The organism is Streptomyces spinoverrucosus, assembly GCF_006539505.1.
GTDB classification, from domain to species: domain Bacteria; phylum Actinomycetota; class Actinomycetes; order Streptomycetales; family Streptomycetaceae; genus Streptomyces; species Streptomyces spinoverrucosus.
This window is the reverse complement of record NZ_BJND01000100.1, coordinates 1-22,515: the sequence shown is the minus strand read 5'-3', so window position 1 is coordinate 22,515 and position 22,515 is coordinate 1. Positions and strand designations below refer to the sequence as shown.

The window sequence follows — 22,515 nt, the reverse complement described above, 5'->3', positions numbered from 1 at the left end:
CGCGGTCACCAACTCCCGCAGCGGATACGCCGCGAGCACCGCATCGACCTCCGGCGTCAACGCGGCGGCCAGCCGGGAGGCGGCGGGGCGGGTCTCGTCGCGCAGTGCGGCGACGGCGGTGCGGAGCACGAACCGCTCGCTGTCGGGCGTCCCTTCGGCGGCGCGTTCGTACAGCCGTGCGCCCTCCTCCAGGACCAGGTCCGTGTCGATCCCCGCGGGAATCTTGATCTGGGCGTGGTGGCGCCAGGTGCTGACCGGATCGCCCCACGCCTCCACGGTGTACGTCCACAGGCCGGGCCGGCCGGCGGTGACGGTGGCGCCCCAGCGGTCGGTGCCGGGGGCGAGTTCGCGCATCGGCGTCCAGGGGCCGGGCAGGCCGTCCGGATCCTTCAGCACGAGGTTGGCGGCGACCGCGTCATGGCCCTCGCGGAACACGGTGGCCGAGATCTCGAACGTCTCGCCGGTCACCGCCTTCGCGGGCCGGCGCCCGTGCTGGACGATCGGGCGGACGTCGAGGACCGGTATGCGCCCGACGGCGGTGACGTCGCCCGCGGAGGGTGACTCCGGGGCCGGCGAACCGGCGTCGACCGGGCGCACGGAGAGTGCTTCGGCGCTGTCGGTGCTGGCTGTCAGGGGTGCTGACGAGTGGTGCGTGGCGGGCATCACCGCTCCGTTCCGCGTCAAGTGGATGGGCGGATGGCTGTGGGGAGGTGGGGTCGTGCGCGGGTGTACCTGTGGGGCGTACCGCAGGAGCCTTCCCACCCTATTCGGGTGGGCAATCCGGAACTTTGTTAACTACTCACGCGTATGTCTACGCACAAGACCGGCCCCGTTCGGCAGGAACGGGACCGATGCTGGCACCAGGTCTGGAATACGCCGCTACGACCGCGGTACTTGAAGAAGTTTGTTCGGTGAACCGAGGCCCCGCCCGGAGACCTTTCCGGAGACCGCGCCCGCCACCAGCGCCTTGGAGACCTGCGCCGGTGTGGACTTCGGCCGACCGGCCAGATGGAGCGCGGCCGCGCCCGCGACGTGCGGGGACGCCATCGACGTACCGGAGAAGGTCGCCCTGGCGGTGTCGCTCCGGTGGCTCGCGGAGGTGATCGACACGCCTGGCGCGAACAGGTCCAGTGCCGAGCCGTAGTTCGAGAACGACGGCCGGGCGTCGGTGCGGTTCGTGGCGCCGACGGTGATCGCCTCGCGGACGCCCGCCGGGGAGTAGAGCCCGGCCGGGAGGCCGTCGTTGCCCGCGGCGACGGTGTACGTGACGCCGGAGGCGATGGAGTTGCGTACGGCGGCGTCCAGTTGGGCGTTGTGGAAGCCGCCCAGGCTGAGGTTGGCGACGGCCGGTTTGCGGGCGTGTCGGGTCACCCAGTCGATCCCGGCGATGACCTGGGCGGTCGTACCGCCGCCTGCGTTGTCGAGCACGCGTACGGCGACGACCTTTGCCTTCTTGGCGATGCCCAGGTTTCTGCCGGCGATGGTGGCGGCGATGTGCGTGCCGTGGCCGTTCCCGTCGCCCGCGCTCCTGTCCCGGCCGACGAAGTCCCAGCCGTAACTGGCCCGTCCGCCGAACTCCTTGTGGCTGATCCGGATGCCGGTGTCGATCACGTACACCGTGACCCCGCTGCCTGCCGACGGAGGTGCGGTGTAGCGCCGATCGAGGGGCAGATTCCGCTGGTCGACGCGGTCCAGCCCCCAGGACGGCGGGTTCTTCTGGGTGTGTTCGGCGACCACGCGGGTGTCCTGGACGACGGAGGCGACGCGCGGATCGGCCGCGAGCCGCTTCGCCTGTCTCTCGTCGGCCCGTACGGCGTACCCGTTCAGCGCGCTGCCGTAGACATGGCTGATTCTCGCCCCGTACTGGTCGGCGATGCCCTGACCGTCCGCCGACGACGCCGTCGTACCCCCCTTGAGCGTCACCACGTAACTGCCGCTGACGGAACCGGGTGCTCCGGCCCCGAGGATCCGCCCCTCCGGTGCGGCCTGCGCGGGTGGGACACCGGCCAAGAGGACCACGGCACATGCCACCGCGGTCAGGCCCCCCACCCGGCGCAGACGCCATATTCGCGTCCGTGCCATGGTCTGCGTTCCCCTCCTCACTTCGACGCCCACCGCTCCGCCCGCGCGGCGCGGCACGCCGGTTGGCAGCCTCTCGTGCGGTGTGAACCACCACAAGGACGCGTGTGCGGGCGGAATCGGCCATATCGCCCACGGAGGGCGGATGAAGGCCGTTTCAAGGCCACGCCCGGAGTCGGCCACGGCGGCGCCGGGTAGCCACTACCGTCGATATCGATGACGGGACGCACACCGCTGTGCGTCCTTCTTCCGCACGCTGACGAGGTGGAATGTGAAGGCGATCCGTCGATTCACTGTCCGACCCGTTCTCCCCGAACCCCTTCGGCCGCTCAGTGATCTGGCGCGGAATCTGCGCTGGTCCTGGCACACGGAGACGCGCGAGCTGTTCCAGTCCGTCGATCCGGAGCGGTGGGCCGCGTCGGGCGGTGACCCGGTGCGGCTGCTGGGGAGCGTCCCGCCCGCGCGGCTCGCCGAGCTGGCCGAGGACCGCCGTTTTCTGCGCCGGCTGACCACCGTGACCGACGACCTCAACGACTACGTCACCGGGGAGCGCTGGTATCAGGCGCAGTCCGGTGAACTGCCCACCGCCGTCGCCTACTTCTCCCCGGAGTTCGGCATCACGGCAGCCCTGCCGCAGTACTCCGGCGGCCTCGGCATCCTCGCCGGTGACCATCTCAAGGCGGCCAGCGACCTCGGCGTACCGCTGATCGGGGTCGGGCTGCTCTACCGGCACGGCTACTTCCGGCAGACCCTCTCCCGGGACGGCTGGCAGCAGGAGCACTACCCCGTCCTCGACCCCCACGAGCTGCCCCTCGTCCTGCTCAAGGAGGCGGACGACACGCCCGCCCAGGTCACCCTCGCCCTGCCCGGCGGCCGGCACCTGCGCGCCCGGATCTGGCTGGCCCAGGTCGGCCGGGTGCCGCTGCTGATGCTCGACTCGGACATCGAGGACAACGACCTCCGCGAGAGAGGCGTGACCGACCGGCTGTACGGCGGTGGCAGTGAGCATCGGCTGTTGCAGGAGATGCTGCTCGGGATAGGGGGTGTGCGGGCCGTGCGGACGTACTGCCGGCTCACCGGGCATCCCCAGCCCGAGGTTTTTCATACGAACGAGGGGCACGCCGGGTTCCTGGGGCTGGAGCGGATCGCCGAGCTGGGCGATGCCGGGCTGGGCTTCGACTCCGCGTTGGAAGCCGTCCGCGCCGGTACCGTCTTCACCACCCACACGCCCGTCCCGGCCGGCATCGACCGCTTCGACCGCGAGCTGGTAGCCCGGCACTTCGGGCCCGACGCCGAGCTCCCGCGCATCGACGTCGAGCGCATCCTCCAGCTCGGCATGGAGACGTATCCGGGTGGGGAACCCAACCTGTTCAACATGGCCGTGATGGGCCTGCGCCTGGCCCAGCGCGCCAACGGTGTCTCCCTGCTGCACGGCAACGTCAGCCGTGAGATGTTCTCCGGGCTCTGGCCGGGATTCGACCCCGACGAGGTGCCGATCACCTCCGTCACCAACGGCGTGCACGCCCCGACCTGGATCGCCCCCGAGGTCTTCCAGCTCGGCGCCCGGCAGGTCGGCGCCGAGCGCGCCGAGGACGCCTTCACCGGCGGCGGCGGAGACCGTTGGGACGCGGTCGCCGACATCCCCGACCAGGACATCTGGGAGCTGCGCCGCAGTCTGCGGGAGCAGCTGGTGACCGAGGTACGGGAGCGGCTGCGGGCCTCCTGGCGGCAACGCGGGGCCGGGACGGCCGAGTTGGGCTGGATCGACGGCGTGCTCGACCCGGACGTCCTCACCATCGGATTCGCCCGGCGCGTCCCGTCGTACAAGCGTCTGACGCTGATGCTGCGCGACCGTGACCGGCTGATGGACCTGCTGCTGCACCCCGAGCGGCCGATCCAGATCGTGGTCGCGGGCAAGGCGCACCCGGCCGACGACGGCGGCAAGCGGCTGATCCAGGAGCTGGTGCGGTTCGCCGACGACCCGCGGGTGCGGCACCGGATCGTGTTCCTGCCCGACTACGGCATGGCGATGGCGCAGAAGCTCTACCCCGGCTGCGACATCTGGCTGAACAACCCCCTGCGCCCCCTGGAGGCCTGCGGCACCAGCGGCATGAAGGCCGCGCTCAACGGCTGCCTCAACCTCTCCGTCCTGGACGGCTGGTGGGACGAGTGGTTCCAGCCCGACTTCGGCTGGGCGATCCCGACCGCCGACGGCGCGGGCACCGACCCCGACCGCCGCGACGCCATCGAGGCGGCCGCGCTGTACGACCTGCTCGAACAGCGCATCACTCCCCGCTTCTACGAGCAGGGGCCCGGCGGCCTGCCCGACCGCTGGATCGAGATGGTCCGCCAGACGCTCATGCTGCTCGGCCCGAAGGTGCTGGCGGGCCGGATGGTCGGCGAGTACGTGGAGCGGCTGTACGCCCCCGCGGCCCGCGCCCATCGCACGATGGACCCGGACGCGGCGCGTGAACTGGCCGAGTGGAAGGCCCGGTTGCGCCGGTCCTGGCACGGCGTGCGGGTCGACCACGTCGAGACCTCCGCCACCACGGCGACGGCCGAACTCGGCTCCACCCTCACCCTCCGCGTCCGCGTCGCCCTCGGCGACCTCGCCCCCGACGACGTGGAGGTCCAGGCGGTCTCGGGCCGCGTGGACTCCGAGGACCGCATCGCCGACGCGTCGACGGTGCCGCTGAAACCGGCGGGCGGGCCCGACCTGGAGGGCCGGTGGATGTACGAGGGCCCGCTGTCCCTGGACCGGACGGGGCCGTACGGCTACACGGTCCGCATCCTGCCCGCGCACCGGCTGCTGGCGACGAGCGCGGAGCTGGGGCTGGTGGCGGTGCCGGCGGGGGATGTGGTGGAGGGGGCGGGGGTGTTGCTTAGGTAGGACTGGGGCTCGGCCCCGCAGATGCCGCCCACCCCGTCATGTGGCGGGGTGGGGGGCAGGGACGTCCCGCCGGACCTGCCGCAGTGCCGTCCGCAGGGCGAGCGGTGTCGCAGCCGCCCACGCCTGGGGCGAGCAGGCGTGGGGGTAGGGAACGGGGCCCGCGGTCGCGGTGCGGGCATAGCCGGCGATGACCTCGGGCAGGCGGTAGCCGTGCCGGGCCGCCGCCGCGATGAGGCCTTCGGCGACCGTGGCGACCTCGTCGGCGAGCCCGTGACGGGCCAGGCCCAGGGCGATGACGGCGTTGTCGTGCGGCCAGGCGCTGCCGCGGTGGTACGACAGCGGGTGGTACGGCTGCTGGCCTGCGGCCAGGGTACGGATGGCCCACCCGGAGAAGAAGTCCGGCTCCAGCAGGCGCCTGCCCACCCGGTGAGCGTGGTCCGTGTCGAGGATGCCCGACCACAGCAGGTGCCCCGCGTCCGACGCGAGGGCGTCGACCTGGCGGCCGTCGCCGTCCAGAGCGAGGGCCGGGAAGTCGGCCCCCGGCATCCAGAAGTCCGTCAGGAAGCGATCCCTCAGCCGGGCGGCGGTCTCGCGCAGGCGGTGCGCGTACGCCTCGTCCCGCCAGACGTGCTGGGCGAGGTCCGCTGTGCGCACGAGTGCGTCGTAGGCGTAGCCCTGGGCTTCCGACACCGCGATCGGGCCCTCGGCCTGGGTGCCGTCGGTGAAGCAGATGGCGCCCGCGGAGTCCTTCCAGTTCTGGTTGACCAGGCCGCCCGGGTCGGGGGTGTAGACGAGGTAGCCGTGCTTCTCCAGGCCGCCGTCGGTGAGCATCCAGTCCACGGCCTGCCGGGCGTGCCGCTCCAGGCGGACGGCCAGGGAGCGGTCACCGGTCGTCTCGTGGTGGGCCTGGAGCAGGATCAGGAACAGGGGGGTGGCGTCGACGGCGCCGTAGTAGCGGCCGTAGGGGACCTGGCGGAAGTGGGCGAGTTCGCCGTGGCGGGTCTCGTGGACGATCCGTCCGGGCTGCTCGCCGCTGAAGGTGTCGTAGCGCTGTCCCTGGGTCGCGGCGAGCGCACTCAGGGTGGCGGCGGCCGTCTGGGGCCGGTAGGGCAGCAGGAAGTACGACGTCAGCAGGGAGTCACGGCCGAACAGCGTGAGGAACCACGGGATGCCGGCGGCGGGAGCGTACACCTCCTCGCCGTCGACGCCGGTGACCGGGATGGTCAGCAGGTCCACGTCGGCCAGGCCTCGTTCGCAGGTGCGGGAGAAGTCGTCCGTCGCCGTCGGAGTCTGCGGGTGCGGGTGCGGGTGCGGCACGGCCGCGAGGTGGGCCGCCGGCCCGTGCGGGTGGGCGCGGACGGTCAGCTGAAGGTCGGCCTGGCCGTGTCCGTCGAGTTCCAGGGTCCAGGTCAGGGTGCGGGCGGTCGACTCCGGTGCCGTCGGCGAGGGTTCGACGGCGTCGGGGGCCGGGCGGCTGGTGACGGTGGTTCGGGCGTGCCATTCGCCTCGCCGGTAGTCGAAGCGCAGGCCCTCGTCCGTGGGCCGTGTCTCGTACCGGGCGCCGGGCTTCAGGTAGCGCCGGTCGTCCGCGCGCAGCTCGAACAGGTCGGCGAAGTCGGCGTCGACGGTGAGGTGGACGCGGGCGGTCACCGGGTCGGGGCGGTTGCTGACCAGGCGCAGATGTTCGGTCAACATCCCTGCAGTGACGGTCTGTTGGCGGAAGACGGTGTAGGCGGGCGGGTTGTCCCGCGTGCCCTTGGGGGTCAGGACGCTGCCGGCGGTGTGGTCCGTCTCCGCCGTGGCGGGCACCAGGGCCACGGGGCTGGTGCCGTCGACGGTCAGCTGCCAGCGGCTGAGGTGGCGGGCGTCGCGCAGGAACAGTCCGTCGGGTGCGCTGCCGCGGGTGCCGGTGATGCCGCCGTCGGTGCCGATGCGGGCGAAGGTGGCGTCGCGCACCAGCTGGACGCGGGTGTCGGCCGCGGTCATCGTGTGGTCTCCTCGGGGTAGGCGCGCAGCGGAGCCCCGGCGGGCGGTAGGTCTTCGGCGGCGAGCCGAAGGTCACCGGCGGGCGGTAGGGCTTCGGTGGCGGGCGGAAGGTTACCGGCGGGTGGCGGGTCACTGGCGGGCGGCAGGGCTTCGGCGGTGGGGCGAAGGTCACCGGCGGGCGGCAGGGCTTCGGCGCCCAGCAGGCCCTCGGCGCCCAGCAGGCCCTCGGCCCGCGGCAAGTCCTCGCCGCCCGGCAGGTGCTCGCCGCTCAGCAGGTCGAGGGTCAGAGCCGCAGTCCACGAGAAGTGACGGGTGCCGCGGGCGGCTCCGGTGGTGGGGTCGACGTATTCGGCGAACTCCGACCGTCCCGCCTCGGCGAGGAAGCCCTGTCGGAGGCGTTCGGCCTCCTCATGGTGACCGTGGGTGCTCAGTCCGCGGTGGATCAGCCAGGCGGTGTTGAACCAGGCCGGGCCGCGCCAGTAGCGCGTGGGGGCGAAGGCGTGGCCGGTCAGGTCGTAGCTGGGGACCAGTCGTGTGGCCGGTGCCGTGAAGTGCGGGCCGTCGAGCGTCTCGCGCAGCCGGCCGACGATGCCGGTCGGCAGGTGCGGGACGACGAGCGGGATCAGACCGCTGACGCTCCGCTCGTCGACCAGGGTGTCGCTGCCCAGGTCGCGCACGCGGAACAGGCCGGCGTCGTCGTCCCAGAGCCGGCCCACCAGTCGGCGGGTCAGCTCCTCGGCGCGCGCCGTGTGGGGTTCGGCGGCCGCGCCCAGGTCCCGGGCCATGGCGGCCAGCGCCAGCTCACTGACGATCAGGAGCGCGTTGAAGCAGGGGTCTTCCACGGCGAAGCCGTGCCGGGTCGCACGGTCGTCGTAGCCCGCCTCGCGGTAGTCGGTGGCCAGGCGGACGTAGCGGCCGTAGTCCAGGTCGGTGGGGCGGTCGGCGGGGTGGCCGTGGTCCAGGTCCGCGCGGTGGAAGGCGTCGGGCGGCGCGGGCGCGACGCGCTGCAGGGGCCGGTCCCAGCACGGGCTGTTGTCCATGCCGGGTTCCCACGGGTGGACGACGGCCGCCAGGCCCCCGCCGCCGAGGTCACGGCGGGTGAGGAGGTAGTCGTGCCAGGCCGCGAGCCGGGGATAGACGCGGGCCAGGAAGCCCCGGCGCCGCGATGCGCCGGCGTCGGCCCGGTGCACGAGCCAGGCCGCGAGACCGTGTACCGGGGGCTGGACGATGCCCGAGCTCTCGGGCGCCGTTGGGGCGCCCGCTGCCCGGCCGGCGTGGGAGGACTGCCAGAAGTCGGGGCTCGGGAAGTAGGCGTCGTGCGGCAGGGCGGGGTTGAAGAGGATGTGCGGTATGCGCCCGTCCGCCCACTGTCCGGCCAGCAGGGACTCCAGTTCCTGCTGTGCGCGGCGGACCGACAGATGACGCAGCCCGATGGCTATGAAGGCGGAGTCCCAGCTCCACTGGTGGGGGTAGAGGGTGCGGGAGGGAACGGTGGAGGTGCCGGTCCAGTTGTCGAACAGGACCCGCACCGCACCGCGCCGCAGTGTCAGGGCTGCGGCGGCGGTGGGCGCGGGCCGGTCCAGGAGGGTCTTCACGCGCCGGACCTCTTGAGGAAGGCGGGCACGGAACGCACGGCGTCGACGGGGTCGCCGGTCAGGCGGCACTCGACGGCCAGGTAGCCGTCGTAGCCGATGGTGTGCAGGGCGCCGAGCCAGGCGGGCCAGTCGAGGTGTCCGGCGCCGGGCTGGAAGCGGTTGGAGTCGGAGACCTGGGCGTGGCCGATGACGTCGGCGTGGGCGAGGATCGCGGCGGCGGGGTCGCTCTCCTCGATGTTCATGTGGTAGCTGTCGATGCCGATCTTCAGGGAGTCCAGGCCGGTCGCGCGGATCAGGTCGGCGGCCTGGTCGAGCCGGTTGACCATGTGGTCCTCGTACCGGTTGAGGGGCTCCAGGAAGAGGGTGACGCCCTCCTTGCGGGCGTGCTCGCCCAGTTCGGCGAGGCCGGTCAGCAGTACCTCGCGGTCCTCCTGCTCGCTGCGCGGGGGTTCGAAGGGCGGCAGGCGGCGGGAGAACATGCCGTAGGAGGCCGGGGTCTGGGCGCCCAGGCCGCCGATCTCGGCGATCACGGTGAGCTGGGACTTCATCTGCGCGATCGCGTCGCGGCGCTGCTCGTCGTCGAAGGCGCCGAGGAAGTGCAGCATGTCGACGCACACGGTCGGCATGACCACACCGTCCTTGCGGGCCTGCTTCAGTTCGTCGAGGCGGGAGGCGAAATGGGAGTCGCCCTTGCCGCGCAGTTCGATGGCGTCGTAGCCGGCCTGCTGGGCGAAGTCCCACTTGGCCTGCAGGGTGTCTCCGGGCAGGAGTTGCTCCTGAACGGCGGTGTTGAGCATGAGGGGCCTTTCAGAACTCTCAAAATTCCAGCACGACCTGCAGCGCGTCCGCGGGGCGCTCGTCCAGCAGCACATACGCGTCGGCGGCGTCGGCGGCCGGGACCACGTGGCTCACCAGTGAGGCGACGTCCACCTGTCCCTCGGCGACCAGCCGCAGGAAGGTCTGCTGCAGGCGCTCGACCGTCCAGCGGCCCGACAATTGCGGGGGAACGCCGCCGATCTGGGAGCAGACGAGCTGTACGCGGTTGTGGTGGAACTCGTCGCCCAGGCGCAGGCCGATGCCGTCGCCCTGGTAGAAGCCGGACGCCACCACGCGGCCGCCGACGGCGACCGAACGCAGGGCCTCGTGCAGGGCCGGGTAGACGCCGCTGATCTCGATGGCGAGGTCGGCGCCGAGGCCGGCGGTGGCCTCGCGGATGCGTTCGGCGACGGCGTCGGTGCGGGCGTTCAGGGTGTTATGTGCGCCATACCGCTTGGCGGTCTCCAGACGACCGTCGAGCGCGTCGACGGCGGTGACGCGTGCGCCGTTGAGCTGGGCGAGGCGGGTGGTGAGCAGGCCGATGACGCCCTGCCCGAACACGGCGACGTCCTCACCGAGGTGGATGTCACCGGCCAGGACGGCGTTGTACGCGATGGCTCCGACCCGGGCGAAGGCGCCGGCCAGGGGTTCGACACCGGCGGGCAGGGTGTGGCCGATCATGCGCTCGGCGGGGACGATGCCCTCGCTGCGGTGGCCCCATATGCCCCACACCAGGTCGCCGGGCTGGGGCAGCCCTGCGGTGCCCGCCAGCTCCGGGGAGACCTCGACGACCTCGCCCACCTCCGAGTAGCCCCAGCCGGCCACCGGGTACTGGATGCCGGCCGCGCCGTCGCGGAACAGCCGGGCCTCGGGGTCCCAGGTCCGCGTCAGATACGGGTTGGTGCCGCGGTAGGCCGTGAGTTCGGTGCCGGCCGAGATGCCCGAGTAGCGGGTGCGGACTCGGAGGTGCCCGGGCGGTAGATCGGCTCTGACGTGCTCGGCTACCTCCACCTGGCGGGGGCCGGTGAATTGGACGACGCGTTCCACGGAGGGCTCCGGAAGGGTTGCGGGTGGCGGTTGCGTCGACAATAGCTTCAACTTATGTCTTGTCAACACGCAAAAGTGGTGCTGTGATGCGTGCTCAGTGGACGTAAGTCGGAACGAGGACACGCAATGCGCACCAAGAGCCGGCGATCGACGACGATCGCGGTGGGCGTCACGGCAGCCCTGGGATTCGGGCTGCTCACCAGCTGTTCGAGCGGCGGCACGGGGCCCGGGAAGCCCGATCGCGAGATCACGGTCTGGTCCCAGGAGAACCTGCCGGACCGCGTCGCGGCGCAGCAGAAGATCATCGACGGGTTCGAGAAGCAGACCGGCGTCAAGGTCCGTCTCGTCGGGGTCGACGAGGGACAGATGCCTCAACTGATCATGTCGGCGGCGGCCTCCGGCACACTGCCGGACGTCATCGGCGCGGCCCCGATGGGCCAGGTCTGGCAGATGTACACCAACGGCCTGCTCAACACGGACATACCGAAGGAGATCATCACCGAGCTGGGGCGCGGCACCTTCAACGCCAACGCCCTGGACCTGACCTCCGACGGGAACACCAGCCTCGGCGTGCCCTCCGACGCCTGGCTTCAGCTGCTGGTCTACCGCAAGGACCAGTTCGGCCGGCAGGACCTCGCGGCCCCCGACACCTACGCGCGGGCCCTGGCCGCCGCCAAGGCACTCACCACCAAGGGACACGACGGCATGTCGGCCGCCACGGACCCCGGTGACGTCTTCACCTCGCAGAGCTTCGAGAGCCTGGCCCTGGCCAACGACTGCCAACTGGTCGACAGCCGGCACGAAGTCGCCCTTGAATCCCCGCAGTGCGAAACCGCGTTCAAGGCCTACGACGAACTCGCGCGCGTCTACGGCGCCCCGGGCACCCAGACCGTGGACTCCACCCGGGCCACCTACTTCGCGGGCCAGTCCTCGATGATCATCTGGTCCTCGTTCCTGCTCGACGAACTCGCCGGCCTGCGCAAGGACGCCCTGCCCAGCTGCCCCGAGTGCCGGAAGGACCCGGAGTACCTCTCGTCCAACAGCGGCATCGTGACGGCGATGCAGGGCCCCGACGCCAAGGAGGCCGCGCAGTTCGGCGAGATCACCTCATGGGTGACCACCAAGACCGCCGAGACGGACGCCTCCCGCGAGTTCATCGAGTACATGATGGGCACCGGCTACGAGTCCTGGTTCGGCATGGCGCCCGAGGGCAAGATCCCCGTCCGGCACGGCACCGCCGCACAGCCCGAGCGCTACATCGACGCCTGGCGTCACAGCGAGATCGGCGTCGACACCAAAAAGCCCTTCGACCAGGTCTACCCCGCGAGCCTGCTCAACCAGCTCGCCGACGGCGTCAGCAACATGCGGCGCTGGGGCATCACCCAGGGCGAAGGAGCGCTCGTCGGCGCCACCAATGGTGAGCTGCCCGTGCCCAAGGCCATCGGCGGCATGACCAGCGGCCAGATCTCTCCTTCGGAGGCGGCACGCGAAGCCGACGACGAGGTCTCCGCCCTCAAGAAGTCTCTGCAGTAGCCGCCCGCATGCACGTCACGAAGGTCCCCTCATGACTACAGCTCCAGCCGGCGCACCACAGCGCCGGGACATCAGCCCCGGGCCGGCCGACCGTCCCGCGCCCCCGGGCCGCCGCCCGATGACCGCCAGCCGTCGCGCCAACCGTGCGGGCCTCGCGTTCGTCTCCCCCACCTTCATCGTGGTCCTCGTGGTGGTCATCCTGCCCATTCTGTGGACCGTGCTGCTGGCGTTCCAGAACGCCAAGCTCGTCGACATCCAGGGCATGGGCCTGTTCGGCAACTGGTCCCTGGACAACTTCGCCCAGGTCTTCGACTCCGCGGGCTTCTGGTCCAGCCTGACCACCACCCTCGTCTACACCGCGGGTGCCACGCTCGGCTCCGTCGTCCTCGGTCTTGTCGCCGCACTCGCACTGCGCAAGCCCTTCCGCGGCCGCGGTCTGCTGCGCGCCGCGATGCTGCTGCCCTATGTCGCCCCCGTCGTGGCCGTGGCCTTCGTCTGGGAGGTCGCGCTCAGCCCCCAGTACGGCGTGGTCAACGACTGGGGCCGGCGCCTGTTCGGCTGGGACGACCCCGTCGCCTTTCTCTCCACCCGCGAGTACGAAGTGCACCTGCTCGGCCTGCACTTCGACATCCCGCTGGCGCTGCTGACCGTCATCGCCTTCGAGTGCTGGCGCTACTTCCCCTTCGCCTTCCTGTTCATCCTCGCCCGGTTGCAGGCGGTCCCGGACGGCCTGGAAGAGGCCGCCCTGGTGGACGGCGCCACCATCACCCAGCGCTTCCGTCACATCCTGCTGCCCCAGCTGATGCCGGTCATCGCCCTGCTGTGCGTGCTGCGGTTCATCCTGACCTTCAACAAGTTCGACGACGTCTACCTGCTGACCGGCGGGGGCGCGGGCACCGACGTGGCGGCCGTCCGGGTCTACGACTTCCTCACCGCCCGCTACGACGTGGGGGCCGCGGCCGCCCAGGCGCTCGTCCTGGCCGTCTCGCTCATGATCCTGCTGGGCCTCTACTTCAAGTTCTTCGGCAACAAGGTGCAGGAGGAATCGTGACCCGCAAGGCCGCCCTGACCCGGGCCCGATTCGAGGACCGACTCTTCGCGGTCCTGCGCTGGTTCGTCATCGCGTTCCTCGCGGTGATCACCGTCGTGCCCTTCTACTACATGCTGCTGCTGTCGCTGAAACCCATCGACGCGCTGCTGCTGGACCCCGGATCCCTGTGGGTCTCGGCCAAGGACTTCACCCTGTCCACCTACCGGGACGTGCTGCGCTCCACCGACGACGGCGGCCAGGGCTTCCTGAAGTTCCTGCTCAACTCCGCACTTGTCGCTCTCGGCACGGTCGCACTGACCCTGCTGGCCGCTGTGCCCGGCGCCTACGCCGTGAGCCGGCTGAAGTTCTTCGGCCACCGCCAGGTCAACGCGCTCTTCCTGGCCGTCTACATGTTCCCGGCCACCCTGTTGGCCGTTCCCCTGTTCGTCGTCTTCGCCAAACTGGGACTGTCCTCCAGCCTGGTCGGACTCGCCATCGTCTACGTCGCCCAGACCGTGCCGGTGTCGATCTACATGCTCCGCAACTACCTGGTCACCATTCCCTACTCCATCGAAGAGGCGGCCGCCATCGACGGCGCAAGCCGGCTGCAGACCGTGCGGAAGGTGATCCTGCCGCTCGCCCTGCCCTCCCTCATGGCGACCGGCCTGTACATCTTCATGATCGCCTGGAACGAGTTCCTCTTCGCCCTGCTCTTCCTGGCCGCCGAGCCCGACAAGTGGACCGTCCCCCTCGGACTGGCCCAGCTCTCCAACGGCATCGAGGTCTCCAAGACCGTCCTCATGGCCGGATCGGTGGTGCTGACGATCCCCGTGGTACTTCTGTTCTTCGCCGCCGAGCGCCTGCTCACCGAGGGCCTGACCAGCGGCGCCGACAAGAGCTGACACCTTGAGGGAAACTTCCATGACGCCGAACCAGGTCAGCGCGGGCGAACTGCTGCAACTGATCCGCAGCGGCCGCGCCAACACCCGCGCCGACCTGCAACGCGCCACCGGCCTGTCGCGCTCCACCGTCGGCCACCGCCTGGACCTCCTCAACCGCGCCGGCTGGCTGCGGCACACCACCGGTACCTCCACCGGCGGCCGGCCTTCCCACCGGATCGTCTTCGACCCGTCCCACGCGTCGGTCATCGCCGTCGACCTGGACACCCGGCACGCCCGTATCGCCGTGCTGGACCTGGCCGGCACGATCCTCGCCGAACACGCCGGGCCGATGGACATCACCGACGGCCCGGACCACGTGCTGGACCAACTCGCCGCGTGGTTCCCGGAACTGATCACCGCCGCAGGCATCGAACCCACCCATGTCTGCGGCATCGGACTGTCCGTCCCCGGCCCGGTGGACTGGGAGACGGGCCGGGTGGTGGAACCCCCGATCATGCCGGGCTGGGACCAGTACCCCGTCCGCGAACGCATGCAGAAGGCCTACGCCGACCATGTCGGGCCCAGCATCGAGGACGGCCCCGTCCCGGTGTTCGTCGACAACGACGCCAACCTCATGGCACTGGCCGAGCACCAGGCCAACCACCGGGACTGCTCCGCCTTCGTACTGGTGAAGGTCTCCACCGGCATCGGCGCGGGCGTCGTCATCGGCAACGACGTCTACCGGGGCATCGACGGAGGAGCCGGCGACATCGGCCACATCCGCCTCCACGACCGGCCGGACGCCCTGTGCATGTGCGGCTCCTACGGCTGCCTGGCCGCCGTCGCCAGCGGCCGGGCCCTGGCCAAGGAACTGTCTGCCCTTGGCGTCGACACCACCTCGGGTTACGACGTCAAACGCCTCCTCACCGAGGGGCATCCCGACGCCATCCGCCTCGCCCGGGAGGCCGGCCGACGGGCCGGTGAGGTCCTCGTCACCGTCGTCACCCTGCTCAACCCGGGGGTGCTGATGCTGGCCGGGGACCTCTCCGGTGTCCCTTTCATGACCGGCGTCCGCGAGCTGCTGTACCAGCGCGCCATGCCCCGCACCACCGCCAACCTGCAGATCGTCACCTCACGTCTCGGCGACCACGCCGGTCTGATCGGCGCCACCGCCATGGTCGTCGAGTTGCTCTACGCACCGGACCGCGCCGACGCCCGACTCAACCGCCTCATGCTCTCCGACCATGCGGGCCGTCCCCCGCGGACAGGAACATCGTGACCAGCAGCACACCCGCCTCGTGGGCCCACCGTCCCGTCGAGGTCGGTCTCGTCGGCGCCGGCCCCTGGGCCCGTGCCATGCACGCCCGCATGCTCGCCGCCGGACCGGAAACCCGGCTCGCCGCCGTCTGGGCCCGCCGACCCGAAGCCGCCCAGCAGACCGCGGCTCCTTACGGGGCGCACGTCGCGGTCGACTTCGAGGACCTGCTCGACCGCTGCGAGGCCGTCGCCTTCGCGGTGCCGCCCGCCGTCCAGGCCGAACTCGCACCGCTCGCCGCCAAGCAGGGCAAGGCGCTCCTGCTGGAAAAGCCCCTCGGCCCCGATCTGGCATCGGCAGGGCGGCTCGCGGACGCCGTGGCCGAAGCCGGCGTCATCTCCCAACTCGTCCTCACCAAGCGCTACCACCCCACCACCCGGGCCTTCCTTGAGACCGCCCGCACGCTCGACGTGACCGGCGCCCGCTCCTGTTACCTTCACGGCGCCTTCCTGAGCGGGGAGTTCGCCACCGGCTGGCGCCTGGAACACGGCGCGCTGCTCGATCTGGGTCCGCACCTCCTCGACCTCCTCGACGCCGCGATCGGCCCCATCACGCACATCCGCGGCACCGGAGATCCGCGCCGCTGGATCGAGCTGACCTGTGAACACGCGAACGGCGCTGTGAGTCAGGCATCCTTGTCCGGCGCGGTCGAGGTGCCGCGCGCCGTCACCCGCATCGAGCTCTTCGGCTCCGGCACGCCGACGGTCTACGACACCGCCGGCATCGACCACGAGGAGTGCTGGCCCATCCTCCGGCGTGACTTCGCCACCGCCCTGCGCACCCGAACCCCGACCGAACTCGACGCCGCCCGCGGCCTGTACCTGCAGACCCTCATCGAGCAGGCCACACCGAGGTGACCGCTGGCTTTGACGGCAACGCCGGCGGCCAACGGGTCAGTCCTCGTCGAACGGCGCGCACAGCTTCCGCAAGGTCGTGCCACACCTGCGCGCATACGCCGCCTGGAACCCCCGAGTCGCCGCCCCGCCCAGCCGGGCGTACCACTTCGCGCCCCGGCTGAACGCCGACACCGTCAGCCACACCGTGCCGTCCCCCGTCCGCTCCACCACGAACGCCTCCTCGCCGCACTCCGGGTGGCCGGTCAGCGTGCCGTACGCCCAGCCTGCGCGGCGGTACTCGGACAGCGTCCAGACGACGCGGCAGGGGGCCTTGATCAGGCCGGCGAGGGTGACGGTGACGTCGACGCCGGGGGCGGCGCGGTCGGCGGTGGCCTCGATGCCGACGCCCATCGCGCGGTGCATCTCCCAGGTGCACAGGGCCTCGGCGGCCCGGTGGAACACCCGCTCGCCCTCGCCGATCCGGGTACGCACGTGCAGGGGGTGGAAGCCGGGCGGGCAGAAGCCCGACTCGCGGGTCGCGCCGACATCCTCGTACGTGAACGACATGCGGCCAAGAGTAGGGCGGCACCCGGCGTCGCCTTCCCGCCGGGTGCCGCCATAACCAACGTGCCTACGGGAACGTCAGTTTCCAGCTGTTGATGTAGCCGGTGTCGTACCGTGCCTGGTCCTGCACCCTCAACCGCCAGGTGCCGTTGGCCGTTTCGGAGGAGGCGTTGACCGTGTAGGTCGTCTGCACGTTGTCCGCCGAGTCCGAGGAGCTGAAGTTCTTCAGGCGGTACGCCGTCCCGTCGGGGGCCAGCAGGTCGATCACCAGGTCACCGCGCCAGGTGTGGATGATGTCCACGCCGACCTGGAGGTTCGAAGGGGCGTTGCCCGCCCGTCCGGTCACCGCGATCGACGACGTCACGGCCGCCCCGTTGTCCGGGATCGACACGTCGCCGGTGTTCTCGAAGGACGTACCGCCGCCCGGGCCGCCCGGCCGCGAACCGACCGCGACGCCCGCCCACGCGTCCTGCACCGCCTTGTACTCGGCGCTCGTCGTGCCGTACAGCTCACCGGCGACCGCCAGCGTGCCGGTGCGGGCGGCCGCGTAGTTGGTGGTGGACGTGAACTTCGTGGTGAGCGCCTTGAACCAGATCTGCTCCGCCTTCGCCCGGCCGATGCCGGTGACCGGAAGCCCGTCCGCGGTCGGCGAGTTGTAGCTTACGCCGTTGATGACCTTGGCGCCGCTGCCCTCCGACAGGAGGTAGAAGAAGTGGTTCGCGGGACCGGACGAGTAGTGGACGTCTATCGAGCCGATGCCCGAGTACCAGTTGTCCTTCGACGCGCCGTCCTTGCTCGGCTGGTCCATGTAGCGCAGCGGCGTGCCGTCGCCGTTGATGTCGATCTCCTCGCCGATGAGGTAGTCACCGACGTCGGAGGAGTTGTTCGCGTAGAACTCGACGGCCGCGCCGAGGATGTCGGAGGTCGCCTCGTTCAGGCCGCCCGACTCGCCGCTGTAGATCAGTCCGGCGGTCGCCGAGGTCAGGCCGTGCGTCATCTCGTGCGCGGCCACATCGATCGAGACGAGCGGGTTGGCGTTGCCCGATCCGTCGCCGTACGTCATGCAGAAGCAGCTGTCGGACCAGAAGGCGTTGACGTAGTTGTTGCCGTAGTGGACCCGCGAGTAGGCGCCGACGCCGTCGCCGCGGATGCCGTTGCGGCCGTGCACGTTCTTGTAGTAGTCCCAGGTCAGCGCGGCCCCGTAGTGCGCGTCGGCGCCGGCCGACTCCAGGTTGGACGGGCTGCCGTTGCCCCAGACGTCGTCCGGACCGGAGAAGAGCGTGCCGGTGCCGGAGGTGCCGCGGTTGAGGTTGTACGTGCGGTGGTTGCCGCGCGCTCCGTCGGTGAGGTTGTACGTCGAGCCGGACTGGGTCGTGGTGAGCGGGACCGTGCCGCTGTACACCGTGTGCCCGGTGCCGTTCTTGACGGCCTCCCACTCGTACAGCTTCTCGCCGGTGGTGGCGTCGGTGATGACGTGCAGTTCCTGCGGGGTGCCGTCGTGCTGGAGGCCGCCGACGACCGTCTCGTAGGCGAGGGTCGGCTTGCCGCTCGCGGCCCAGACGACCTTGCGGGGCTCGCGGCTGACGTCGGGGCTCTTGGCGTCCTCGGCGCGGGCGGCGCCGAGCGCCTGCCGCTCCGCCGCCGCGGGGGCGACGGCCGGGTTGAGCGAGGAAACCTTGATGGTGGCGCGGGTGGCCTTGGTGACGGACTCGGTCGCCCCGGCCTTCGACGTCTCGACGACCAGGTCACCGCCGAGGACCGGCAGGCCGGCGTACGTCCGCTCGTAGCGGGTGTGGACCGTGCCGTCGGCGTCCTTGACGACGTCCCGGACCAGGAGCTTCTCCTGGGCGCCCAGGCTCAGCTCCCGTGCCGTGTCCGCCTTCCCGGCGTCCGCCTCGCGGATCAGCGCCGCGCGCTGGGCCGGGGTGAGCTTCGCAGGCAGGGCGCCCGGGTCCGCCGTGGCCGACGCCGACGGTGCCTTCTCCGGGGCGGCGGTCGCGGCGCCGGACTGCACGGCGGCGGCGAGGAAGGCGGCGACGCCGACGAGGGCGACGGCCGCTACGCGGGGGGTGCGTCTGTGGGAGGAACCGTTGCTCGATGAGGAACTGCTGCTCAACACTGACTCCTTCTGCGTGGCCGCGGATCACGCGGCCAGGGGAGATCCGGACGGCGATGGGCCGTCCGGGCAGAACGCGAAACCAGGTGCACGCGGCCACGGGAACAACACAGCGGTGTGGACGTGGGGTTGCTGTGGAGTGGCCGTGAGAAGCGTGACACCGTGGGCGTGGACTGTCAGGAGCGCGTCAAAAGTTTGGCCGGAAATCGTTCGTTGTCCGGGAGTTCGCGTTCGGTATACGAACAGAACGCCTGTTATCCGATCGGCTCCCCGTGCTTACCCGGCCGTCTCCCCGTGCCACGTCCGCCACAGCCGTGCGTACGCCCCGTCCGCCGCCACCAGCTCCTCGTGCGTGCCGAGTTCGGTGATCCGCCCGGACTCCATCACCGCCACCCGGTCCGCGTCGTGCGCGGTGTGCAGCCGGTGCGCGATCGCGATGACCGTACGGCCCTTCAGTACGGCGGCCAGGGCGCGCTCGGTGTGCCGGGCGGTCGTCGGATCGAGCAGCGCGGTGGCCTCATCCAGGATCAGCGTGTGCGGGTCGGCCAGGACGACGCGGGCGAGGGCGAGTTGCTGGGCCTGCGAGCCGTCGGTGCGGCTCGCTCCCGTACCCAGCTCGGTGTCGAGGCCGTCGGGCAGCTCGCGCACCCAGGCGTCGGCGCCGACCGCGGTGAGCGCGGCCCACAACTGCTCGTCCGTGGCGGCCGGTTCGGCGATCAGGAGGTTGTCGCGGACCGTGCCGAGGAACACATGGTGCTCCTGCGTCACCAGCACGACCTGGCGGCGCAGCCGCTCCGGACCCAGACCGGCGACCGGCACCCCGCCCACCGTCACACTGCCCGCGCTGGGCGCGTCGACCCCGGCCAGCAGCCTGCTCAGCGTGGACTTGCCCGCGCCGGACGGGCCGACGACCGCGAGCCGCTCCCCGGGCCGGATCGTCAGATCGACGCCCCTCAGGACCTCGCCGCCCCGGTCGTAGGCATAGCGCACGCCGGTCACGTCGATGCGGTCGCCGTCCGGGTCGGGGGTGTCGGCCGGAGCCGTCCGGGGCGCCAGCGCCAGCCCCTCCACGCGGGCGAAGGAGGCGTTGCTCATCTGCAACTGCTCCACCCGGATCAGGATGGTGTCCAGCGGCTCGGTGACCTGCCGCAGATACAGCGCGGCCGCCACCACCGCTCCCAGGGTCACGGTCCCCCGCTCGTGCAGGAAGCCCCCGACCAGCAGCACGCCGACGACCGGGAAGGCGTACGCGAAGTCCACGGGCGGGAAGAACACGCTGCGCAGCCACAGGGTGTGCAGGCGGGTGCGCCGCGCCTCCTCCAGCGCGTCCCGGCTCGCCGCGATCCGGCGCTTGTGGAGCCCGAACGCCTCGATCGTGCGGGCCCCGGTCGCCGTGGCCGCGAGCACCTCGGCGACGTCCGAGGTGGCCGCGCCCTCGGCGAGGTAGGCGGAGCGAGCCCGGCGCATGTACCAGCGCAGCGGGAACCAGATGCCGAGCCAGCCCAGCAGCGCGCAGGCGCCCAGCAGCGGGTCCAGCGCGACGACCGCGCCGAACAGGAACAGCACCTGCAACGACGCGATGAGCAGCTCGGGACCGGCGTCCCGCAACGTCGTGCCGACGGCGGTGACGTCGGCGGTGCCCCGGGCCGTCAGATCCCCGGTCCCGGCCCGCTCCACCACCGACGCGGGCAGCGACAGGGCCCGGTCGACGAACCCCTCCCGGATCCGCGCCAGCGTCCGCTCCCCGAACCGGTGCCCGGCGTACCGCGCCCACCGCGACAGCAGCAACTGCGCCAGCGCGCACCCGACGAGCGCGAGCGCCAGCCGGTCGACGACAGCGACGCCGCCGCCCGCCCGCACCTCGTTGACGATCATCCCCAGCAGCCACGGCCCCGCCAGCCCGACCCCGGCCGCGAGCGCGTTCAGCGCCAGTACGGCGGCGAAGGCCCGCCCGTCGACCCGGATCAGCCCCATCATGGCCCGGCGCACCTCGGCGGGCCCGGCGATGGGCAACTGGCCCGCGCGGTCCGTCGTAGCGGCCACCGACGTCATCGCACGGCCTCCTCGGAATCCATGTCCGCCACGTCGTCCTCGGCGTCCCGCGCCACCAGCGCCCGGTACCCGGGCGCGTGCGCCAGCAGCTCCTCGTGCGTCCCGCTGGCCGCGACCTTTCCGTCGACCAGGAAGTGCACGGTGTCCGCCCGGGCCAGCAGCAGCGGCGAGGTGCTGGTGACGACGGTCGTACGGCCCGTGCGCGCCTCCCGCATCCGCTCCGCCACCGCCGCCTCGGTGTGCGCGTCGAGCGCGGACGTCGGCTCGACAGTGAGCAGTACCTCGGGGTCGGCCAGCAGCGCCCGCACCAGCCGTACCCGCTGTTGCTGACCGCCGGAGAGGTTGCGCCCCTGGGCGTCGATCCGCGAGTCGAGCCCGTCCGGCAGACCCCGCACGATGTCGTCGGCCACGGCGGCATGCACGGCCCGCGCCACGGCCGCGTCGTCGGCGTCGGCTCGCCGTCCGAGGACCACGTCCCGCAGTGTCCCGGCGAACAGGTCGGCCTCGTGGTCCGCCACCAGGATCCGCTCCCGCACCTGCGCGAGCGCGATCTCGTCCAGCCGTACGCCGCCCCAGGTGGCGTCCGACGGCGTGTACCGCCCGAGCCGGTCGACGACCTCGGCGGCGTCGGCGGGCCGCTCGCAGGCCAGCGCGGTCAGCCGCCCCGGCAGCACCCGCACGCCCGAGGCCGGGTCGTGCAGCACGGACGGCTCGGCCGGTGCGTCGTGCGTCCCGCCGTCGTCCAGCGGGTCGAGCCGCAGGAACCGTACGACCCGGCGCGCGGCCACCAGCCCCCGGCTGACCTGCTGGCCGAACTCCAGGAAGTACGCCACCGGCACCACCAGCACCGCGACATAGCCGTACACGGACACCAACTCGCCCACGGTGATGTCCCCTTGGGCCACCAGCCGGGCCGCGAGCCAGGTCACCACGGCCAGGAACACCGTCGGCAGGCCAAGGCCCAGCGCCTGGATCCAGCTGGTCACCGCCCCGACCCGGTAACCCTCGGCGCGCAGCCGCTGCGAGTCGCGGCGGAAGGCCTCCGCGACCAGCTCCTTGCCGCCGAGCCCGCCCAGTACGCGCAGCCCGCCGGCCAGGTCGCCGATGCGTGCGGTCAGCGCGCCCTGCCGTTCCCGGTAGGCCGCCTCGGTGCCCTGCAGGCGGCCCATCAGCGGCCCGACCAGGACGCCGATCACCGGCACGCCCAGCAGGATCACGGCGGCCAGCAGCGGGGACACCGCGAGCAGCAGCGCGGCGACGACGGCGTACCCGACGACCGCGCCGACGCCCGGGCCGATCACGGTCAGGGAGATGGCGATGGTCTGCACATCGCCCACGCCGATCGTGACGACCTCCCCGGCGGCGACCTGCCGGCGCAGCGAGGCACCGAGCCGGACCGCCTGCCCGACCACCACCTTGACCGTGCGGAAGTTGGCGTCCATCCGCACCCGGGTCATCGTGCGGTGCCGGGCGATGTTCAGCCAGGCGTCGAGCGCCCCGGCCACCAGCACGGCCGCCGCCCAGCCGATCAGCGCGGCCCGGTCACCGGGTTCGAGACCGTCGTCGACCGCGCGGGCCAGCAGATACGGCACCACCGCGAGCAACGCCAGCGACATGATCCCCAGCAATGCCCCGGCCACCGACCGGCCCGGCTGACTGCGCACCAGCCACCACAGATAGCGGGCGGGACTTCGGCTGTCGGGCGTGCCGGGATCCTCGTACGCGTCGATCATCGCTCCCCGTTCCCGTTGGCACTGAGTCGAGTGAGGCGAAGG

16 protein-coding genes are annotated in these 22,515 nt (G+C 71.7%); 6 read left to right on the top strand and 10 right to left on the bottom strand.

The window, feature by feature from the left end:
* A partial coding sequence (locus SSP24_RS39635; RefSeq protein WP_141315675.1) for a maltotransferase domain-containing protein occupies window positions 1–663 on the bottom strand: 663 nt, incomplete at its 3' end.
* A 216-nt stretch (window positions 664–879) separates the two neighbouring features.
* Entirely contained in the window at window positions 880–2,082 is a 1,203-nt protein-coding gene (locus tag SSP24_RS39630) for a S8 family peptidase (RefSeq protein ID WP_141315673.1), read from the bottom strand.
* A gap of 268 nt (window positions 2,083–2,350) precedes the next feature.
* Between SSP24_RS39630 and SSP24_RS39625 the strand changes: the two genes are divergently transcribed.
* The gene (locus SSP24_RS39625; RefSeq protein WP_141315671.1) at window positions 2,351–4,969 is read left to right on the top strand and encodes a glycosyltransferase family 1 protein; all 2,619 of its coding nucleotides are present in this window, start codon (window positions 2,351–2,353) and stop codon (window positions 4,967–4,969) included.
* Window positions 4,970–5,005: 36 nt separating this feature from the next.
* Here the strand turns inward: SSP24_RS39625 and SSP24_RS39620 are convergent, their stop codons facing one another.
* The 4 genes from SSP24_RS39620 to SSP24_RS39605 are packed head-to-tail and all read right to left on the bottom strand — an operon-like array spanning window position 5,006 to window position 10,413.
* Entirely contained in the window at window positions 5,006–6,955 is a 1,950-nt protein-coding gene (locus SSP24_RS39620) for an amylo-alpha-1,6-glucosidase (RefSeq protein WP_141315669.1), read from the bottom strand.
* Window positions 6,952–8,550, bottom strand: coding sequence for an MGH1-like glycoside hydrolase domain-containing protein (locus SSP24_RS39615; protein WP_229866348.1), 1,599 nt, complete (start codon window positions 8,548–8,550; stop codon window positions 6,952–6,954). The genes SSP24_RS39620 and SSP24_RS39615 overlap by 4 nt, the downstream gene beginning before the upstream one ends.
* Entirely contained in the window at window positions 8,547–9,347 is an 801-nt protein-coding gene (locus tag SSP24_RS39610) for a sugar phosphate isomerase/epimerase family protein (RefSeq protein ID WP_141315667.1), read from the bottom strand. The genes SSP24_RS39615 and SSP24_RS39610 overlap by 4 nt, the downstream gene beginning before the upstream one ends.
* A gap of 19 nt (window positions 9,348–9,366) precedes the next feature.
* The gene (locus SSP24_RS39605; RefSeq protein WP_141315665.1) at window positions 9,367–10,413 is read right to left on the bottom strand and encodes a zinc-dependent alcohol dehydrogenase; all 1,047 of its coding nucleotides are present in this window, start codon (window positions 10,411–10,413) and stop codon (window positions 9,367–9,369) included.
* Between the two features lie 126 nt (window positions 10,414–10,539).
* Between SSP24_RS39605 and SSP24_RS39600 the strand changes: the two genes are divergently transcribed.
* The 5 genes from SSP24_RS39600 to SSP24_RS39580 are packed head-to-tail and all read left to right on the top strand — an operon-like array spanning window position 10,540 to window position 16,029.
* Window positions 10,540–11,946, top strand: a complete 1,407-nt coding sequence (locus tag SSP24_RS39600; protein WP_141315663.1) for an ABC transporter substrate-binding protein — start codon at window positions 10,540–10,542, stop codon at window positions 11,944–11,946.
* 31 nt (window positions 11,947–11,977) lie between these two features.
* Window positions 11,978–12,997, top strand: coding sequence for a carbohydrate ABC transporter permease (locus SSP24_RS39595; RefSeq protein WP_141315661.1), 1,020 nt, complete (start codon window positions 11,978–11,980; stop codon window positions 12,995–12,997).
* Window positions 12,994–13,878: a carbohydrate ABC transporter permease gene (locus SSP24_RS39590; RefSeq protein WP_141315659.1), complete on the top strand. Its 885-nt coding sequence runs from the start codon at window positions 12,994–12,996 to the stop codon at window positions 13,876–13,878. The genes SSP24_RS39595 and SSP24_RS39590 overlap by 4 nt, the downstream gene beginning before the upstream one ends.
* Before the next feature lie 19 nt (window positions 13,879–13,897).
* The gene (locus tag SSP24_RS39585) at window positions 13,898–15,136 is read left to right on the top strand and encodes an ROK family transcriptional regulator (RefSeq protein WP_167529842.1); all 1,239 of its coding nucleotides are present in this window, start codon (window positions 13,898–13,900) and stop codon (window positions 15,134–15,136) included.
* Window positions 15,133–16,029: a Gfo/Idh/MocA family protein gene (locus SSP24_RS39580; protein ID WP_167529841.1), complete on the top strand. Its 897-nt coding sequence runs from the start codon at window positions 15,133–15,135 to the stop codon at window positions 16,027–16,029. Before SSP24_RS39585 ends, SSP24_RS39580 begins: the two co-directional genes overlap by 4 nt.
* 36 nt (window positions 16,030–16,065) lie before the next feature.
* On the opposite strand, the gene SSP24_RS39575 is transcribed toward SSP24_RS39580, so the two are convergent.
* The 4 genes from SSP24_RS39575 to SSP24_RS39560 all read right to left on the bottom strand — a co-directional run bounded on the left by SSP24_RS39575 (window position 16,066) and on the right by SSP24_RS39560 (window position 22,473).
* The gene (locus SSP24_RS39575; protein WP_141315653.1) at window positions 16,066–16,575 is read right to left on the bottom strand and encodes a DUF1990 domain-containing protein; all 510 of its coding nucleotides are present in this window, start codon (window positions 16,573–16,575) and stop codon (window positions 16,066–16,068) included.
* Between the two features lie 64 nt (window positions 16,576–16,639).
* On the bottom strand, window positions 16,640–18,691 hold the full coding sequence (locus SSP24_RS39570; RefSeq protein WP_373306815.1) for a M4 family metallopeptidase: 2,052 nt from the start codon (window positions 18,689–18,691) through the stop codon (window positions 16,640–16,642).
* Between the two features lie 273 nt (window positions 18,692–18,964).
* Window positions 18,965–20,740, bottom strand: a complete 1,776-nt coding sequence (locus tag SSP24_RS39565) for an ABC transporter ATP-binding protein (protein WP_141315649.1) — start codon at window positions 20,738–20,740, stop codon at window positions 18,965–18,967.
* Window positions 20,737–22,473 (bottom strand): ABC transporter transmembrane domain-containing protein, encoded by a 1,737-nt coding sequence (locus SSP24_RS39560; protein WP_141315647.1) that lies wholly within the window; start codon window positions 22,471–22,473, stop codon window positions 20,737–20,739. The genes SSP24_RS39565 and SSP24_RS39560 overlap by 4 nt, the downstream gene beginning before the upstream one ends.
* Window positions 22,474–22,515 lie beyond the last annotated feature (42 nt).

What these genes read in the sequence shown, in the direction of transcription:
- SSP24_RS39565 (WP_141315649.1), bottom strand. Translation starts at nt 20,740, where the DNA reads ATGACGTCGGTGGCCGCTACGACGGACCGCGCGGGCCAGTTGCCCATC.
- SSP24_RS39595 (WP_141315661.1), top strand. Translation starts at nt 11,978, where the DNA reads ATGACTACAGCTCCAGCCGGCGCACCACAGCGCCGGGACATCAGCCCC.
- SSP24_RS39610 (WP_141315667.1), bottom strand. Translation starts at nt 9,347, where the DNA reads ATGCTCAACACCGCCGTTCAGGAGCAACTCCTGCCCGGAGACACCCTG.
- SSP24_RS39585 (WP_167529842.1), top strand. Translation starts at nt 13,898, where the DNA reads ATGACGCCGAACCAGGTCAGCGCGGGCGAACTGCTGCAACTGATCCGC.
- SSP24_RS39620 (WP_141315669.1), bottom strand. Translation starts at nt 6,955, where the DNA reads ATGACCGCGGCCGACACCCGCGTCCAGCTGGTGCGCGACGCCACCTTC.
- SSP24_RS39560 (WP_141315647.1), bottom strand. Translation starts at nt 22,473, where the DNA reads ATGATCGACGCGTACGAGGATCCCGGCACGCCCGACAGCCGAAGTCCC.
- SSP24_RS39630 (WP_141315673.1), bottom strand. Translation starts at nt 2,082, where the DNA reads ATGGCACGGACGCGAATATGGCGTCTGCGCCGGGTGGGGGGCCTGACC.
- SSP24_RS39575 (WP_141315653.1), bottom strand. Translation starts at nt 16,575, where the DNA reads ATGTCGTTCACGTACGAGGATGTCGGCGCGACCCGCGAGTCGGGCTTC.
- SSP24_RS39600 (WP_141315663.1), top strand. Translation starts at nt 10,540, where the DNA reads ATGCGCACCAAGAGCCGGCGATCGACGACGATCGCGGTGGGCGTCACG.